The sequence below is a fragment of the Streptomyces sp. NPDC085944 genome, from assembly GCF_040686295.1.
GTDB classification, from domain to species: Bacteria; Actinomycetota; Actinomycetes; order Streptomycetales; family Streptomycetaceae; genus Streptomyces; species Streptomyces salinarius.
The window spans coordinates 26494-40551 of sequence record NZ_JBFBJX010000007.1 but is presented as its reverse complement, the minus strand read 5'-3'; the positions used below and the strand labels follow the sequence as shown (position 1 = coordinate 40551).

13 protein-coding genes, 2 pseudogenes and 1 riboswitch are annotated in these 14058 nt (G+C 70.7%); of the genes and pseudogenes, 5 read left to right on the top strand and 10 right to left on the bottom strand.

Annotated elements, in window-relative coordinates:
• Positions 1-35: 35 nt before the first annotated feature.
• The 4 genes from AB0P07_RS15585 to AB0P07_RS15570 all read right to left on the bottom strand — a co-directional run bounded on the left by AB0P07_RS15585 (position 36) and on the right by AB0P07_RS15570 (position 4195).
• Positions 36-1052, bottom strand: a complete 1017-nt coding sequence (locus AB0P07_RS15585) for an NlpC/P60 family protein (RefSeq protein WP_365550436.1) — start codon at positions 1050-1052, stop codon at positions 36-38.
• A 226-nt stretch (positions 1053-1278) separates the two neighbouring features.
• On the bottom strand, positions 1279-2319 hold the full coding sequence (locus AB0P07_RS15580) for an NlpC/P60 family protein (RefSeq protein ID WP_365551265.1): 1041 nt from the start codon (positions 2317-2319) through the stop codon (positions 1279-1281).
• A 230-nt stretch (positions 2320-2549) separates the two neighbouring features.
• Positions 2550-3893, bottom strand: a complete 1344-nt coding sequence (locus AB0P07_RS15575; RefSeq protein ID WP_365550433.1) for an NYN domain-containing protein — start codon at positions 3891-3893, stop codon at positions 2550-2552.
• 62 nt (positions 3894-3955) lie between these two features.
• On the bottom strand, positions 3956-4195 hold the full coding sequence (locus AB0P07_RS15570; protein ID WP_164413536.1) for a hypothetical protein: 240 nt from the start codon (positions 4193-4195) through the stop codon (positions 3956-3958).
• 156 nt (positions 4196-4351) lie between these two features.
• Here AB0P07_RS15570 and AB0P07_RS15565 point away from each other — a divergent pair, with 156 nt between their 5' ends.
• The 5 genes and pseudogenes from AB0P07_RS15565 to AB0P07_RS15545 all read left to right on the top strand — a co-directional run.
• Positions 4352-5122, top strand: a complete 771-nt coding sequence (locus AB0P07_RS15565) for a rhomboid family intramembrane serine protease (protein ID WP_365550430.1) — start codon at positions 4352-4354, stop codon at positions 5120-5122.
• Complete coding sequence (locus AB0P07_RS15560) at positions 5119-5400, top strand: Lrp/AsnC ligand binding domain-containing protein (protein ID WP_031035777.1); 282 nt, start codon at positions 5119-5121, stop codon at positions 5398-5400. Before AB0P07_RS15565 ends, AB0P07_RS15560 begins: the two co-directional genes overlap by 4 nt.
• A 164-nt stretch (positions 5401-5564) precedes the next feature.
• Positions 5565-5858 carry a small secreted hydrophilic protein gene (locus AB0P07_RS15555; protein ID WP_365550426.1) on the top strand — a complete coding sequence of 98 codons (294 nt, stop codon included), beginning with the start codon at positions 5565-5567 and terminating at the stop codon, positions 5856-5858.
• A pseudogene (locus tag AB0P07_RS15550) lies at positions 5797-6060 on the top strand (two-component sensor histidine kinase); the annotation flags it as partial. The gene AB0P07_RS15555 and the pseudogene AB0P07_RS15550, both read left to right, overlap by 62 nt.
• A pseudogene (locus AB0P07_RS15545) lies at positions 6056-6754 on the top strand (glycerate kinase); the annotation flags it as partial. The pseudogenes AB0P07_RS15550 and AB0P07_RS15545, both read left to right, overlap by 5 nt.
• Here AB0P07_RS15545 and AB0P07_RS15540 read toward each other — a convergent pair.
• The 6 genes from AB0P07_RS15540 to AB0P07_RS15515 form a co-directional block, all read right to left on the bottom strand.
• Positions 6697-8085 carry an aminotransferase class V-fold PLP-dependent enzyme gene (locus AB0P07_RS15540; protein WP_365550423.1) on the bottom strand — a complete coding sequence of 463 codons (1389 nt, stop codon included), beginning with the start codon at positions 8083-8085 and terminating at the stop codon, positions 6697-6699. The pseudogene AB0P07_RS15545 and the gene AB0P07_RS15540 overlap by 58 nt on opposite strands.
• Before the next feature lie 232 nt (positions 8086-8317).
• A riboswitch (SAM riboswitch) is annotated at positions 8318-8434 on the bottom strand.
• A gap of 89 nt (positions 8435-8523) precedes the next feature.
• Positions 8524-9588, bottom strand: coding sequence for an anthranilate phosphoribosyltransferase (trpD, locus tag AB0P07_RS15535; protein WP_365550420.1), 1065 nt, complete (start codon positions 9586-9588; stop codon positions 8524-8526).
• A 142-nt stretch (positions 9589-9730) separates the two neighbouring features.
• Positions 9731-11368, bottom strand: a complete 1638-nt coding sequence (locus AB0P07_RS15530; RefSeq protein WP_365550417.1) for a cytochrome bc complex cytochrome b subunit — start codon at positions 11366-11368, stop codon at positions 9731-9733.
• The gene (locus AB0P07_RS15525; RefSeq protein WP_365550414.1) at positions 11365-12420 is read right to left on the bottom strand and encodes a Rieske 2Fe-2S domain-containing protein; all 1056 of its coding nucleotides are present in this window, start codon (positions 12418-12420) and stop codon (positions 11365-11367) included. Before AB0P07_RS15525 ends, AB0P07_RS15530 begins: the two co-directional genes overlap by 4 nt.
• Positions 12417-13226: a c-type cytochrome gene (locus AB0P07_RS15520; RefSeq protein WP_365550411.1), complete on the bottom strand. Its 810-nt coding sequence runs from the start codon at positions 13224-13226 to the stop codon at positions 12417-12419. Before AB0P07_RS15520 ends, AB0P07_RS15525 begins: the two co-directional genes overlap by 4 nt.
• Positions 13227-13291: 65 nt before the next feature.
• Positions 13292-13912 (bottom strand): heme-copper oxidase subunit III, encoded by a 621-nt coding sequence (locus AB0P07_RS15515; protein ID WP_003976664.1) that lies wholly within the window; start codon positions 13910-13912, stop codon positions 13292-13294.
• Positions 13913-14058: the final 146 nt, after the last annotated feature.

Below are 14058 nucleotides of genomic sequence, written 5' to 3'. Positions count from 1 at the left end.
GAGGCCTCGGCGGGCGGCCCGCGGGCCCGCGCCGGTCACACCCGGGTGACCGAGGAGATCGGCATCATGCCGACCGGGTCGTAGCGCACCGGTGCGCCGGGGTAGGGGGCGTGGATCACCTGGCCGTTGCCTGCGTACATGGCGATGTGACTGGCGTCGTCGCGGTAGGCGACCAGGTCGCCGGGGCGCGCCTCGGCCAGGGACACGTGCCGTCCGGCGCCGGTCTGCGCCTGCGAGGTGCGCGGGATGCCGACGCCGGCCTGCGCGTACGCCCACTGGGTCAGGCCCGAGCAGTCGAAGCCGGAGGGGCCGTTGGCGCCCCAGACGTACGGCTTGCCGAGGGCGGAGCGGGCGGCGGCGAAGGCGGCGGCGGCCCGGCCGGAGGCGGGGACGGCGGCACCGGCGAGGGCGGTCAGGTCCTCGCGGCCGGAGCGGGAGCCGCGCCGGTAGGCGGCGCGTTCGTCGTCCGGCAGGGCGGCGAGCAGGGTGCGGGCCTTGGCGAGCTTGCGCTCCACGGTCTTCTTGTGGGCGGCGACGGCCTTGCGGCCCTTCTCCAGCTCGGTCAGCTTGGCGGCCGCCTCCGCACGGTCCTGGGCGAGGTCGCGCATCGCCTGCTGAAGCTCCTTCAGCTCGCCGGCCTGGCGGGTGGTGATCCGGTCCAGCACCGAGGCCCGGTCGAGGTAGTCGTCCGGCTCGGCCGAGAGCAGCAGCGCCAGCGACGGGTCGACGCCGCCGGAGCGGTACTGGGCACCGGCCAGCGAACCGAGCGCGTCCCGCAGGGTGTTGACGTGCTGCTGCTGCCGGGCGATGGAGTCCTGCGCGGTCGCGACCTCCTCGCGCAGCCGGTCGGTGCGCGCGTCGGCCTTGTTGTAGGCCTCGGTCGCCCGCTCCGCCTCGGCGTGCAGCCGGTCCACCTCCGCCCGCCGGTCGTCGTGCGGGGCGGCCGTGGCCGGTACGGCGCCCAGGAGTGCGGCGGCGACGGAGAGCAGGCCGACGGCGGCGGTGGAGCCGCGGTCGAACCCGGATGGTGCAAGGCGGCGATGGGACCCCACGGGAAGCCGCACTCCTTCCGCTGGCGGACGGGGAAACGCGGCAGACAGTAACCCCGCTGGGGGGCACCGGCCAACGACCTCCGGGGCCGCGCAGCGCGACGCCCCGCCGCTGACGCAGGTCACCGGCGGGGCGGGGGTCACAGGTCCCGGACGCGATTCGCCCGAACGGGCGGTACGGCAGGGGTGACTTCGGGTGGCGCGGGCCTCGGGCTCTCGGGCCCTCGGGTCAGACCCGTACGCCGAACATGAACGGGCCGCCGATGGTGCTCATCGACTCGTAGCGGACGTTCGTGCCGGTACGCGGCGCGTGCAGGACCTGGCCGTTGCCGGCGTAGAGGCCGACGTGGTGCAGGTCGCTGAAGAAGAAGACGAGGTCGCCGACCTGCAGCTGGCTCATCGAGGAGATCCGCGTGCCGTAGTTGGCCTGCGCCTGCGAGGTCCGCGGGATGCCGACGCCGGCCTGCGCGTACGCCCAGGAGGTCAGGCCCGAGCAGTCGAAGGAGGACGGGCCGGTGGCGCCGTAGACGTACGGCGTGCCTATCTTGCTCTGCGCGGCGGCGAAGGCGGCACCCGCGCGGCCGGAGGCGGGGGTCGTCTTGCCGGAGAGCACCTGGCGCTCGCTGGTGCGGTTGGCGCGCTGCTCCTCCTGCTGGAGGGCGGCCTTCTCCTGCGCGGTCAGCGTGTTGAGCAGCTTCTGCGCGGAGGAGAGCTTGCCCTGGACTTCCTTCTTCTTCTTGCCCAGTTCGGTGCGGGTGGCGGAGAGGTCCTTGAGCTTCTCGGAGGCCTCGGAGCGCTGCTGGGCGAGGTCGCGCTGCTTCTCCTGGATCTTCTTCAGCGCCTCGACCTGCTGACCGCTCAGCTGGTCCAGGGTGGAGGCCTTGTCCAGGTAGTTGTCCGGGTCGGCGGACAGGAAGAGCTGGAGGGAGGGGTCGATGCCGCCGGAGCGGTACTGGGCGCTGGCCATCGAACCGAGGCCGTCGCGCAGCTCGTTGAGCTCCTCCTGGCCGCGGGCGACGTTGTCCTGGAGGGTGGAGATCTCCTTCTGGAGCTTCTCCTGCTTCTCCTTGGCGCCGTTGTACTTCTCGGTGGCCTGCTCGGCCTCCTCGTAGAGCTTGTCGACCTTGGCCTTGACCTCGTCCTTGCTCGGCTTCTCGCTCGGGGCGGCGTTGGCGGCCTGGGAGCTGAGAGCGACAGCGGCGGCGGCAGCGGTGGTGAGCACGGTCACACGCGTGCGGCTCGGCTGCTTGGGACGACGGTGGGACGCCACGGAGACGAGCTCCTTCTTGAGAGGGATCACCCGTTCGAGGGTTCGAAGGGTGACCCTAGTGACCCACTCGTGATCAGTTCAAATCCTCCGCCGAAAAATCACGGTTGCGCACCGCGATATCTGCCGCAACTCACCTGCAGTGACGCCCCTCTGACGCTACGTTGCGTGACGGTTCCGTCAATTCGGGCATAGAGCGCCTACGTTACGGTTGTTACGGAAGTGGTGAGAGGCTAGGAAAGCCGTTTGAGGAGCACCGCGGACGCCACCGGGCGTGCGCCCGCGCGCGCCACGCCGTCGGCGACCTCGCGGTCGGTGGAGACGACGATGACCGGCCGGCCCGGCGGCTCGGCCCGCACCAGTTGGCGGATCAGCTCGTCGGCGGTGACACCGGGCTTGGAGAACAGCACCCGCACCCCGCGCGGCGGCGCGAGCAGCACGGGCGCCACCAGTTCGGCCCCGTCGAAGACACAGGTCATCTCGGCGCCGGTCTGCGCGGCGAGCTGGGAGAGCTGGCCGAGCAGCCGCAGCCGCTGCTTCTCCAACGGCATCTGCGGATAGCCGGTCTTGGTGACGTTGTAGCCGTCGACGACCAGATGGGCCTGGGGCAGCGCCAGCAACTGGTTCAGGATCGCCGGGTCGTTCTCGGACAGGGCCCGGTTGGCGATGTCCTTGGGCGTCATCCGACCCGGCTCGACCGCGTCCACGGTCTCGGCGGGCCGCACGGACACCGGGGGCAGCGCCAGCTCGCGGCGCAGCCCCTGGGTGGCGTCGAGGAGGGTGTCGAGCAGCAGCCGTACGCGCATGTCCTCGACGCTGCGTCCCTCGCGGGCGGCCTTGCGGGTGGCCTCCAGGGCTGCCTCCGCCTCCCCGAGACGGGTTTTGAGCCGCCGGGTCTCGCTCTCGGCGGCGGACACCTGGGTGTGCGCCTCGGCGCGCAGGGCGTCCGTCTCGGCCCGGAGCTTGCGCAGGGCCGCCTCGCCTCGTTTGACGTCGCTGAGGGCGGAGCGCAGCTTGCGGTGCAGCGACTCGGTCTCCCGCTTCGCCGCGTCCAGCTCGGCCCGCAGCCGCTCGGTCTCGTCCTTGGTGTGTTCCCGGGCCCGGGACAGCTCCTCGCGCAGCCGTTCCAGCTCCGCGCGGCTCTCCTCGTCGGCGCGCTCGGCGTCCGCCCGCTGCGCCTCCTCACCGGCGGCGGTCACCAGCTTCACCCAGCCGTGCGGGCGCAGTACGTAGGCGGCGGCGGCCACGTCGAGGGGGTCGGCGGCCGGGAGCGCTGACCCGCCGTCCAGGGCGCCGGCCAGTTCGGGCTGGGCGTCGCGGAGCTTCTCGCCGATGCGCTGCCGGAAGAGCGCGTCGGTCTCCACGGCGGCGGCCATGGCGTTGCCGGCGAACTTGACCCGGCGGTTCGGCGCGAACCTGGCGTACTGCCTCAGCTGTGCGGGCAGCTCGCCGAGGGTGAGCGAGCCGAAGCCGTCGGACACGATCTGCACGACCCGGCGGCGCACGCCGTCGGGCAGCGGGCGGTCGAGCACCTCAGCGGCGCCGTCGCCCGGCCCCCCGCCGTGTGTCTCCACCATCCGTCACCCCAATGTCTCAGGGCGATCCCGGGCCGGAATCGCCTTGTGCGGGGCCGCTCCGCTCAGGAGGCGGCATCCGGCCTGTCCACGAGTTCCACCTGGTCCACGGCGTTGCACCAGCGGCACCGCACCGACTCGATGGTCTCACTGAGCACCTCGCGCTCCTCCACCGTCGGCTCGCCGGCCAGATCGAGGTGCACGTACTCGACGACCTTCGAGGCCCGGGTCACGTCGAAGCGGGTGAGGTTGCCGCAGAGGGTGCAGCGCCATCGCGTCGTGCCGGTCGGCAGGGGAACCGTCATCGTGGCTGTTCGCTCTCTTCCAGTGTCGGTGACGCGCCGAGCTCCCCCGGTGCGTGTGGCTCGTAACCCTACGGCCTGGCGGGTACCCGACGCCCGCGTGTCCACGGCGGCGAGGCACTATGACCCCTTGCGCCCGTTGCGTCATGCTCTGTGTTCATGATCCGCAACTGGAGCACGGCGGCCCGCACCACGCTCGCGGCGGTCAGGAGGCTCGCCCCGGCCGGCCCGTCCCGGCGACGGGCGGCACCGGTGACGTACACGCTGATCACCCTGTGCTGCCTGCTCTTCCTGATCAGCCCGGCGGCCGGCCTCAATCCGGTGTACGGCACCGGGGAGGAGCTGCTGGCCGCGCAGCGCGCCTACTTCCGGCGCTGGGGCGTGATTCCCGCAGAACTGTTCGAGGACTCCCCCGGGTCGGCGCTCACCCCGGCCACGGCGCTGTTCGTCCACGGCAGCTGGGTGCACCTGCTGGGCAACATGCTCTTCCTCTACGTCTTCGGCGCGATGACCGAGGAACGGATGGGCCGGCTCCAGTTCGCCCTGTTCTACCTCGGCTGCGGCTACCTGGCCCTGCTGGGCTACGCGGGCGCCAACGCCCACTCCCAGGAGTCCCTGGTCGGCGCCTCGGGGGCGATCTCCGCGGTCCTCGGCGCGTTCCTGTTCCTCTTCCCGCGGGCCCGTGTGACCAGCCTCCTGCCCTTCCTCTTCTTCCTGCCGCTGCGCTTCCCGGCCTGGGTCGTGCTGCCGTTCTGGGTGACCCTGCAGTGGATTGCGGCGGGGCGGGCCGGCGACGGTCCGGGGGTGGCCTACCTGGCGCACCTGGTGGGCTTCGGTCTGGGCTTCGCCTTCGCCTGGGTGCGGTTCGGGCCTGCGGCTAGAGTGAAGAGCGTTCCAGTGGCGGCGCCCGAGGGAGAGAACCAGCCGTGATCAGCGCGATCGTCCTCATCAAGACCAGCGTGGACCGCATTCCGGAGATCGCGGAGCAGATCGCCGCGCTGGAGAGCGTCAGCGAGGTCTTCTCCGTCACCGGCACCTACGACCTGATCGCCATGGTGCGGGTGAGCCGGCACGAGGACCTGGCCGAGGTCATCCCCGGCCGCATCAGCAAGATCCCGGGCGTGGAGGGCACGGACACCCACGTGGCCTTCCGCACCTACTCCCAGCACGACCTGGAAGCGGCCTTCGCCATCGGCCTGGACAACTGAGACGCCGGCGAGTGGGAAGCGCCCCGGAGGGGGGCGCGCCCCAAGGGGCGCGGGGAACTGCGCGACCAGCCACAGCGGACCCGCAGCAATCCGCCGATGGACATGAAGGGGCCTTCATCCAGGGCTCATCCGGCCCGCCGAAAACCTCGCGCAGAATCCACCGCATGGTCTTCTCCCGCCGCATGGCGGCCCTCGCGGCCGTCGTCCTGATTCCCCTCGGCATCGCCGCGCCCAGTTTCGCCCTGACCGACAGCCCGCAGGAGCCCCGGGCCCCGGCCAAGGTGGAGCTGGAGAGCGGCTCCCTCGGCCCGAATCCGACCTCCTCGCCCGAGCCGACGCCCAGCGCCCAGGTGGTGACGCGGCCGCCGGTCACCGACGGCCCTTCGGACGACGACGATGACGACGACCGGGGCGGCGACGCCGACGACGGACCCGGGGACGGATCCGGCGACGGGTGAGCGCGAGCGCCGCCGGATCTCGGCCCGGGTCCGTATCCTGCTGTGGCTGCTGCTCGTGACGGCCGTCGCGCTGGCCCCGGTCGCGACGACCACCCGTTCGATCCTGCTGCGCGACACCGACCAGCGGATCAGCGGCCTGCTCGCCCAGGAGGCCGGCGAGTTCGCCGACTTCGAGGAACAGGGCTTCGACCCGGAGACCGGCCGGCCTGGACGCCCGGCTGAAGGACACCGAACTGCTCGTCGCCTGCGACCCGTTCAACGTGCTGTGCGAAGAGCGCGGCGTGGCCCGGGTGTTCGGACCGCAGAAGGGGGCGACGCCCGCACAGGTCGAGGAGTTGTCGACCGGCCTGGAGAACCGGGCGCGCGTCGTCGTCCGCGACCTCGGCGTCGTCGGCACCGACCTGTGCACCGGCGCCTCCGACGGTCCCGGCGCGGGACTCGCCGCGGTCGGGGCCCGGCTGCTGCCCCGCTTCGACGTGCTGCTCGACCATCTCGACCTGGACGTCCGGCTCGCCCGCGCCGACCTGGTCCTGACCGCGGAGGGCGCGCTGGACCACCAGACGCCGCGCGGCAAGGTCCCGGCCGAGGTGGCCCGCCGCGCCACCCTGTACGGCCGTCCCGTCCTCGCCCTGGCCGGCACGCTCGGCGAGGGTGCGCACGACGTGCCGGGGGTGGACGCCTGCCACGGCGTCCTGCCCGCGCCGATGGCCCTCGCGGACGCGCTGCTGCGGGCCTCGGAACTCCTGACGGACGCCACGGAACGGGCGCTGCGGAAGATCCTGCTGGGCTCGCGGTTGCCGGGTCGGGCGGATCGAGCGGGCCTGGCGGGTCCGCCCGCTCAGGCGTCGACGGCCGAGCCGGTGTCGGGCACGCAACGGCCGTCCTCGGTGCGGTAGTTCCACCGGGCGCCGTCGCTCACCAGCTCCTTGACGGCGTTCACGAACCGCTCGACGTGCTCGTCCGCAGTGCCCGCGCCGAAGCTCACGCGGACGGCGTTGAGGGACTTCTCCCCGGGTGCCGCCTCGGGGGCGCCGCACTCGCCCTGCGCCTGCGGGTCGCTGCCGAGCAGGGTGCGCAGCAGCGGGTGGGCGCAGAAGAGGCCGTCGCGCACGCCGATGCCGTACTCGGCCGAGAGGGCCGCGGCGAAGTGCGAGCTGTTCCAGCCCTCGACGACGAAGGAGAGCACCCCGACACGCGGCGCGTCGTCGCCGAAGAGCGAGAGGACACGGACCTCTGGGACGTCGGCGAGGCCCTCGCGCACCTTGCGGATCAGGTACTCCTCGCGGGCGACCAGCGTGTCGAAGCCGGCCTCGGTGAGCGCCTTGCAGGCGGAGGCGATCGCGTAGGCACCGATGACGTTGGGCGACCCGGCCTCGTGCCGGGCGGCGCTGTCGTGCCACTGGACGTCCACGCCGCCGTCGGCACGCCGGCTCACCGTGCGGCTGGCGCCGCCGCCGGCGAGGTACGGCTCGGCCTCGCGCAGCCAGTCGGCCCGCCCGGCCAGCACACCGGAGCCGAAGGGGGCGTACAGCTTGTGCCCGGAGAAGGCGACCCAGTCGACGTCCAGGTCGGTCACCGACACCGGGTGGTGCGGGGCGAGCTGGGCGGCGTCCAGCACGATCCGGGCGCCGTGCGCGTGCGCGGCGGCGGCCAGTTCGCGCACCGGCCACAGCTCGCCGGTGACGTTGGAGGCACCGGTCACGCAGACCAGGGCGGGCCCGTACGGCTCGCGGGCGGCCAGGGCCCGCTCCAGCGTCTCGACGGCCTGCGCGGGGGTGCGCGGGGCGTCCAGGTACGTCACGTCGGCCTCGCGCCAGGGCAGCAGCGAGGCGTGGTGCTCGGTCTCGAAGACGAAGACCCGGCTCCCGGCGGGCAGCGCGGCGGCGAGCAGGTTGAGGGAGTCGGTGGTGGACCGGGTGAACACCACCTGGTCGTCGTCCCGGCAGCCGAGGAAGTCGGCCACGGTCCGGCGGGCGTTCTCGAACAGGTCGGTCGACAGCTGCGACAGGTACCCGGCGCCCCGGTGGACGCTGCCGTAGTACGGGGCGTAGGCGGCGACGTCGTCCCAGACCCGCTGGAGCGCGGGCGCGCTGGCGGCGTAGTCGAGCGCGGCGTAGGTGACCTCCCCGCCGGTGACCAGCGGGACGGTGACGTCCCGGCCGAGGACGGGCAGCGGGGCGGCGACGGCGGAGGCAGCGGTGACGGAGGCGGGGGCGGCTGCGGACATGACGGACTCCCGTGAGAACCAGCGCGCGGCAGGGCGCTGTGAAAGACAAGAAGGGTGTGTGCGGAGGCGGGGCTCTGCGGCCGAGGGCCTGTTCCTTCGGCCCGGCCGGGGCCGCGGGGGCATGAACGCACCGCTTCGGGGGCGTCGGGCCGGTCCGAAGGACAGGCCCTATCGCATTCGCCGGTTCACGGAAGACTCCCTCGGACGACCCAGGACCCCTGGTTTCGCGAGGGGTCCGCGCTTGCCGTGGACCTTGCTGTCCACGACCTGGTCTTCACCCGGGGCACCCCGCCACGGACGGAGGGTTGCCGGACAGTCGGCCGGGGCCTCATGACTGTCACTCATGACCTGTCGAAAAACCTAGGGGAAGTGATCGGCGTCCCGCAACCCGAGTCCGGATCGCGGGACGCACGTCACACGCGGGGGCCAAGGAGGCGACTACGCGTGGGTCGCCGCCACCCAGCGCTCCAGGGCGCGCCTGGCCGCGCCCGAGTCGATCGACTCCGCGGCCCGGTCCATCCCGGCCCGGATCTGTTCGGCCAGCGGTCCCGCACCCGGCTCCAGGGCCACCAGGGCCGCCGCCGAGTTCAGCAGCACCGCGTCCCGTACGGGGCCCGTCTCGCCGGCCAGCAGCCGGCGGGCGACGTCGGCGTTGTAGGAGGCGTCGGCGCCGCGCAGCGCCTCGACCGGCACCAGCTCGACGCCGACGTCGCGCGGGTCGAAGGTTTCCTCGGTCACCTGGCCGTCGCGCACGATCCAGACCCGGGAGGTGGCGGTCGTGGTCAGCTCGTCGAGGCCGTCGTCGCCGCGGAAGACCAGGGAGGAGTTGCCGCGCTCGGCGAAGACGCCGGCGATGATCGGTGCCATCCGGGCGTGGGCGACGCCGATCGCCTGGGCCTTCACCCGGGCCGGATTGGTCAGCGGGCCCAGGAAGTTGAACACCGTGCGAATGCCGAGCTGGCCGCGGGCCGCCGCCACATGGCGCAGCGCCGGGTGGAACTTCACCGCGAAGCAGAAGGTGATGCCGGCCTCCTCGGCGACCTCGGCCACGCGCTTCGGCGTCAGCTCCAGGTTGACCCCGAGCTTCTCCAGAACGTCGGAGGCACCGGACGCGGAGGAGGCGGCCCGGTTGCCGTGCTTGACGACCTTCGCACCCGTGCCGGCCACGACGATCGCGGACATGGTGGAGATGTTGACCGTCTTGGCGCCGTCGCCGCCGGTGCCGACGATGTCGACGGTCTCCCCCGGCACCTCGATCACGTTGGCGTGCTCGTACATGGTGCGGACGAGGCCGGAGATCTCCTCGACCGTCTCCCCCTTGTACCGCAGGCCGACCGCGAAGGCGGCGATCTGCGCGTCGGTCGCCTCGCCGCGCATGATCACGTCCAGTGCCCAGGCGGTGTCGTCCGCGGACAGGTCGCGGCCGTCCAGCAGTCCGTTCAGCAGGGCGGGCCAGGAGCGGCCCGCCGCGGTGTCGCCTCCAGCGGGGGTCACAGCGCTCATGAGCCGCTCCTGCATCGTGTGTCGTGGGGAAAGTCGTGGACGGGAGATTGCGCTTCCACCCTATCCAGCCCGGACACGGTCGAAGGGCCCCGTCCGCGGAACGGACGGGGCCCTTCGATCGTGGTGTGGCGACGCTGGAGGGTCAGTGGTGGCCGTGGCCGCTCGTGATCTCCTTGTACTCCTCGACGGTCGGCTTCGGAATCTGCGACTCCTCGCCGTAGTAGGCCTCGCTGAGCTTGGCGCGGAGCTTCTCGCTGCCCTTGACCTTGCGCTCGACGCCGTTCTCGTCGACCGTGGGGCCGATCTCGGCCGGCTTGTACTGCTCGTGCGCCGTGAGCGTGTGCAGCGCGCCCTGGCTGAGCGGCTCGTGCACCTCGATGAACTCACCGTGCGGCAGGCGCTTGATGATGCCCGACTCGCGGCCGTGCAGCACCTTGTCCTTGTCCCGGCGCTGGAGGCCGAGGCAGATCCGCTTGGTGACGACGAACGCGATGACCGGTCCGACGAAGAACCCGATCCGCACGAACCAGGTGACCGCGTTGATCGACAGGTGGAAGTGCGTGGCGACGATGTCGTTGCCACCACCGATCAGCATGATCATGTACGCGGTGACCCAGGCGACGCCGAAGGCAGTACGGGTCGGGGCGTTGCGCGGCCGGTCCAGGATGTGGTGCTCGCGCTTGTCCCCGGTCACCCACGACTCGATGAACGGGTAGAGGGCGATGAGCGCCAGGAAGATTCCGAAGATCACCAGTGGGATGAACACGCCGAGGACCAGTGTGTGACCCCAGAGGTTGATCTCCCAGCCCGGCATGGCGCGGACCAGTCCCTCGGCGAAGCCCATGTACCAGTCGGGCTGGGCGCCGGTCGACACCTGGTCCGGGCGGTAGGGGCCGATGCTCCAGATCGGGTTGACCGAGGCGATGCCGGCGACCACCGCGATGACACCGAAGACCAGGAAGAAGAAGCCTCCCGCCTTCGCCATGTACACCGGCAGCAGCGGCATGCCGACGACGTTCTTGTTGGTCTTGCCGGGACCCGCGAACTGCGTGTGCTTGTGGTAGAAGACCAGGATCAGGTGGCCGACCACGAGCCCGAGCATGATGCCCGGCAGCAGCAGGATGTGGATCGAGTAGAACCGGGCGACGAAGTCGGTCCCGGGGAACTCTCCGCCGAACAGGAACATCGAGATGTACGTGCCGACGATCGGCACGGACAGGATCGCGCCCTGGGTGAAGCGGACACCGGTGCCGGAGAGCAGGTCGTCCGGGAGCGAGTAGCCGGTGAAACCGGTGAACATGCCGAGGACGAACAGCAGGAAGCCGAACAGCCAGTTGATCTCGCGCGGCTTGCGGAACGCGCCGGTGAAGAAGACGCGCATCATGTGCACGAACATGCCGGCGAGGAAGATGATCGCCGCCCAGTGGTGGATCTGCCGGATCAGCAGACCGCCGCGCACGTCGAAACTGATGTCGAGCGTCGACTTGTACGCCTCGCTCATCAGCTGTCCCTGCATCGGGACGTACGAGCCGTGGTACGTGACCTCGTTCATCGACGGGTGGAAGAACAGCGTCAGGTACACACCCGTGAGGATGATGATGATGAAGCTGTAGAGGCAGACCTCACCCAGCATGAACGACCAGTGGTCGGGGAAGATCTTGCGCATGTTGGCCTTGGCCAGGGAGTAGATCCCCAGCCGGCCGTCGGCCCAGTCGGCGACGCGTTCGCCGGCCGGTGCCTTCCCGCGAGAGCGGGGTGCGTCGTTGTCTGCAGTACTCATCCGCGCTCCCAGAATGCAGGACCGACGGGCTCCTCGAAGTCGCTGAGCGCCTCGAGATACCCCTCGTCGTTCACACCGATGCGCAGCTGCGGCAGCGGGTGACCGGCGGGACCGAAGATGACCCGGGCGCCGTCGGCAAGGTCGAAGGTGGACTGGTGGCAGGGGCAGAGCGCGTGGTGCGTCTGCTGCTCGTACAGGGAGATCGGGCAACCGACGTGGGTGCAGATCTTCGAGTACGCCACGATGCCCTCGTGCGACCACTCGAGCTCGCGCTTGTCCTTGATGGAGTCCGGCTCCAGCCGGATGATCATCAGGGCGGCCTTGGCGATCTCGTTCTGGAAGTCGTGGTCGTGCTCCTCCAGGCCCTCGGGCTTGGCGAAGGTGAGGGAACCGACCCCGATGTCCGACGGGCGCATCGGCTCGTTGGTGTTCATGTTGACGAGCAGCTTGCCCTTGGACCACAGCGTGTGGCGGAGCTTCGTCCCGGGCAGCGGACCGAGGTCGCGCAGCAGGACGACGCCGGAGAGCGGCACCAGCGTGAGCGCGCCCATCATCGTGTTGCGGATCAGCTTGCGCCGGCCGATCACCGACTCCTTGGCGCCCTGCTTGAAGTCCGCGTGGACCTTCGCACGGGTCTCGGGGTCGGCCTCGATCGGGTGCCGCTCGTCGGCGACCTCCTCGTCGGACATCAGGGTGCGCGCCCAGTGGACGGCGCCCGCGCCGATGGTGAACAGCGCCACGCCCAGTGTCAGGCCCAGCGCGAAGTTCATCGCGCTGATGTGCCCGATCGGGAAGACGTAGATCGACTTGTCCTGCGGGATCGCGACGAACGAGGCGATGAAGCCGATGGTGGCCAGCATGGACACCGTGAACAGCAGGGCGACCGTGCGCTCGGACCGCTTGGCGGCCCGCTCGTCGATGTCCTGGATCCGGTGCTCGTGGGGCGGCAGCCCCGGGTCCGCGAACGGGTGCTTGTCGTCCGCGGGCTTCGGCACGTGCCTGCTGCCCTGCTCAGCCGGCAGGTTCTCTTCTGGAATGTCTTGGCTACTCATGACTTCTTGGCCTTTGCGGTCCGAGCGGCGACCCACACGGCGACGGCGATGCAGGCTCCCAGGCCGAAGATCCAGCCGAACAGGCCCTCGCTGACCGGCCCGAGGCCGCCGAGCGACAGACCGCCCGGGTCCACGGTGTCGTCACCGTTGACCGCGTCCAGGTAGGCGATGATGTCCTTCTTGTTCTGCTCCGACAGCGTGGTGTCGGGGAAGGAGGGCATGTTCTGCGGGCCGGTCTGCATGGCCTCGTAGATGTGCTTCGGGTCGACACCCTCGAGGCTCGGCGCGTACTTGCCGTGCGTCAGGGCGCCACCCTTGCCGGTGAAGTTGTGGCACTGCGCGCAGTTGGTGCGGAACAGCTCACCGCCCTTGGCGATGTCCGCGCCCTCGGGGCCGTACTTCTCCTCCGAGGGGATGGCCGGACCGGCACCCAGCGAGGCGATGTAGGCCGCGAGCTGGTCGATCTCCGCCTGGGAGTAGATGACCTTCTTCTTCGGAACCTGCGCGCCCGGCTGCTGGGCCGGCATGCGGCCGGTGCCCACCTGGAAGTCGACGGCCGCGGCGCCCACGCCGACCAGGCTCGGACCGTCGGTGGTGCCCTGCCCTCCGGTGCCGTGGCAACTGGCACAGCCGACGGCGTAGAGCTTCTTGCCCTCGTCGATGGCGAGGGACTGGGCGGTTTCATCGGCCTGCGCCTTGCTCGCGGGTGCGAACGCGGCGTACAGCCCCCCTGTGCATGCCAGCGCGAGGAGTAGGACGACGAGTGCCGCCAGCGGATGGCGTCGTCGTGCGGAGAGCTTTTTCACGGATTACCCCGGTGTCAGGATCTTCTGCGTCGATGCTTCTGGTATTGCGCGGGTGCGTGCCGCGACTACTTGATCAGGTAGATCGTGGCGAACAGGCCGATCCAGACCACATCGACGAAGTGCCAGTAGTAGGACACGACGATGGCGGCGGTCGCCTGCTCGTGGGTGAACCTCCGGGCCGCGTAGGTGCGGCCGAGGACCAGCAGGAAGGCGATCAGTCCGCCCGTCACGTGCAGTCCGTGGAAGCCGGTGGTCAGGTAGAACGCCGAGCCGTACGGGTCCGACGAGAGCGAGATGCCCTCGTGCTTGACCAGCTCGGTGTACTCGAACACCTGACCGCCGATGAAGATCGCACCCATCACGAAGGTGACGATGAACCACATCCGGAGCTTCTTCACGTCCCCGCGCTCGGCCGCGAACACGCCGAGCTGGCAGGTGAGCGAGGAGAGCACCAGGATCGTGGTGTTCGTCGCGGAGAACGGGATGTTCAGCGCGTCGGCCTTCTCGGACCAGAAGTCCGGGCCGGTCACCGATCGCAGGGTGAAGTACATCGCGAAGAGGGCCGCGAAGAACATCAGCTCGGAACTCAACCAGATGATGGTTCCGACGCTGGTGAGGTTCGGCCGGTTGACCGACGGGTGCGCGTGCCCGGTTTCTACTGTCGTTGCTGTCGCCACGACCGACATTATGTCGGTCGCTTATCCCGCCCTCACCCCGGGGGGTGCCGTTCGGTGTGTTCCCCCTGCTTGTACGGCCCGGATGGCCCATCGAACGGCCCGTCGGAGGCCTGTCGAAGGCCTGTCCGAACCAGTGCTGACGGGACGTTCGAGGG

Bases quoted from the DNA above. Each gene is read 5' to 3' on its own strand.
- AB0P07_RS15515 (WP_003976664.1), bottom strand. From the start codon at position 13,912: ATGTCGGTCGTGGCGACAGCAACGACAGTAGAAACCGGGCACGCGCAC.
- AB0P07_RS15530 (WP_365550417.1), bottom strand. From the start codon at position 11,368: ATGAGTACTGCAGACAACGACGCACCCCGCTCTCGCGGGAAGGCACCG.
- AB0P07_RS15565 (WP_365550430.1), top strand. From the start codon at position 4,352: ATGATCCGCAACTGGAGCACGGCGGCCCGCACCACGCTCGCGGCGGTC.
- AB0P07_RS15525 (WP_365550414.1), bottom strand. From the start codon at position 12,420: ATGAGTAGCCAAGACATTCCAGAAGAGAACCTGCCGGCTGAGCAGGGC.
- AB0P07_RS15575 (WP_365550433.1), bottom strand. From the start codon at position 3,893: ATGGTGGAGACACACGGCGGGGGGCCGGGCGACGGCGCCGCTGAGGTG.
- trpD (WP_365550420.1), bottom strand. From the start codon at position 9,588: ATGAGCGCTGTGACCCCCGCTGGAGGCGACACCGCGGCGGGCCGCTCC.
- AB0P07_RS15570 (WP_164413536.1), bottom strand. From the start codon at position 4,195: ATGACGGTTCCCCTGCCGACCGGCACGACGCGATGGCGCTGCACCCTC.
- AB0P07_RS15540 (WP_365550423.1), bottom strand. From the start codon at position 8,085: ATGTCCGCAGCCGCCCCCGCCTCCGTCACCGCTGCCTCCGCCGTCGCC.
- AB0P07_RS15555 (WP_365550426.1), top strand. From the start codon at position 5,565: ATGGTCTTCTCCCGCCGCATGGCGGCCCTCGCGGCCGTCGTCCTGATT.